Consider the following 1968-nt stretch of genomic DNA (forward strand, 5'->3'; position numbering starts at 1 on the left):
CGCCGTCGCCGCGGTCTGCGCCACGCTGGTCGCCGCCCTGGCCGTGCGGGCCGGCACCGGTGAGCCCGGCGTCGCCCCGGAATGCCGGAAACCCGTCTCCGACCTGCTGGAGCCGCCCTGCGGAGCCTGGTTCGGGGCGTTCGTGCCGCACGAGAAGTCCGACCTGGCCGTGAAGGTCGCCGCCTACGAGAAGCGGATCGGCCGCCGCCTCGACATCGTGTACACGTACCACGACATGTCCGAGGTCACCGCCTCCCGCCTGGAGGGGCAGCTGCTGACCGAACAGGAACAGCGGCTCGGACGGGACCGGATGCTGCTGCTCTCCTGGGAGAGCAAGGTCTGGGGCGGCGCGAAGGACGAGCAGCCCCGGTGGAGCGACATCGCCGCCGGGAGGTACGACGCCGAGGTGATCGACGTCCAGGCACGCCGGATCAAGGAGTACGGCGAACGCAACGACGGCCGGAAGGTCTTCCTCTCCTTCGACCTGGAGATGGACACCCGGGTCCCGGACAACGGCACCGCCGAGCAGTTCGTGTCCGCCTGGCGCCACCTCCACGACCGGTTCCGCCGGCTGGGCGTGGACAACGTGATCTGGACCTGGATCACCACCGGCTATCCCGGACACCACGAGGTGATCGAACGGCTCTACCCGGGCGACGACTACGTCGACTGGATCGGCTACAACCAGTACAACTACTACAAGTGCCACCGGACCGAGTGGCTGTCCTTCGCGCGGACCCAGACGTCGGTGCACCGGTGGATCCGCGCCCACCTGTCGGACGACAAGCCCCTCATGCTCTCCGAGTTCGGCTCCGCGCACGACACCGGGCGGCCCTCCCGGCAGGCCCAGTGGTACCGGGAGGTGCCCGGCGTGCTGGAACGGCTGGACGGCGTGAAGGCGGCGCTCCAGTGGAACCACCGCGACCCGGGCCCGCACTGCGACCTGGCCCTCGCCAACGAGGAGTCCTGGGAGGCGATGCGAGGGCTGGCCTCGGACCCCTACCTCAACCAGCCGCCGCCGTGACCGCCTTCGGGCGCGCCCCGGACTGCGAAACGTGCGGGTGCGCCTCAGCCCGCGAACTCGGGTCCGCGCACCACCGCGCGGGCCCTGCGGTACCAGCGCCAGCCGACGGTGGGCGCGCCGTCCCGGTAGGGCGCCACCCGCGCGCCGCCGCCGCGCATCCACGACTCCACGTCGGCCACCGTGTGGCCGCGCCGGACGATCAGCCGCGCGATCCGGTAGCGCTCGTCCCGCGGGGAACTCAGCGCGTGGCGCACCGCGGCCGCCGTCTCGTACCCGGTGAGGGCCGCCATCCGCCGCACGGCGCCGCTGTTGTACCCGTGCGGGTAGGCCAGGTGCCGGACCGGGTGCCCGAGCGCGTCCTCCAACACCTGCTTGGATTCCCGCAGTTCGTACTCCAGGGCGCGACGGCCCAGGGTGTCCAGCTGGGCGTGGGACACCGTGTGTCCGCCCACCTCGAGCCCCGCGTCCTCCAGCAGCGGCGCCTCGTCCAGCCTCATCATCGGCGCCGGCGGCAGCAGGCACCGCCCGGAAGGGGTGAGGGCGCCGGTGGTGAGGTAGGCGGTGCCGGTCAGGTTCCGTCCGGCCAGGGCGGCGGCCGTGGGGCCCGGCAGATCGGCGAAGCCGTCGTCGAAGGTGAGCACCACCGGCCGCGGCGGCAACGGGGCGCGTCCCGCCAGGTGGTCGGCGAGCGTGCTCACCGTCACCGGGGTCCGGCCGCTGTCCACCACGGCGTCCAGGTGCTCGGCGAACCGGCGCGGCGTGACGGTGAACTCGGCGATCCACTCCGGCGGGTCGTCCATCACCGCGTGGTAGAGCAGCACCGGCACGGCGTCCGTCCGCGGACCGTCGGCCCCGCTCACCGGGACACCCCGCGACGCAGCGCGTGACGGGCGCGTGCGTAGCCCAGCGGCCCGTAGAGCATGCCCCGGCGCTGGAGCCGGGAG

The 1968-nt window shown here is 73.1% G+C and carries 2 protein-coding genes; one reads left to right on the forward strand and one right to left on the reverse strand.

Going from position 1 to position 1968, the window contains the following annotated elements; genetic code table 11:
- Positions 1-1024, forward strand: a 1024-nt coding sequence (locus tag HW445_RS28785) for a glycoside hydrolase family 26 protein (RefSeq protein ID WP_180223776.1), incomplete at its 5' end; no start/stop codon positions are given.
- 44 nt (positions 1025-1068) lie between these two features.
- Here the strand turns inward: HW445_RS28785 and HW445_RS28790 are convergent.
- A complete protein-coding gene (locus HW445_RS28790; protein WP_180223777.1) occupies positions 1069-1824 on the reverse strand; it encodes a polysaccharide deacetylase family protein in 756 nt (251 codons plus the stop codon).
- Positions 1825-1968: the final 144 nt, after the last annotated feature.

The sequence above is a fragment of the Streptomyces sp. UH6 genome, assembly GCF_013421635.1.
Classification (GTDB): domain Bacteria; phylum Actinomycetota; class Actinomycetes; order Streptomycetales; family Streptomycetaceae; genus Streptomyces; species Streptomyces abyssomicinicus.

What these genes read in the sequence shown, in the direction of transcription:
- HW445_RS28790 (WP_180223777.1), bottom strand. Translation starts at nt 1,824, where the DNA reads ATGGACGACCCGCCGGAGTGGATCGCCGAGTTCACCGTCACGCCGCGC.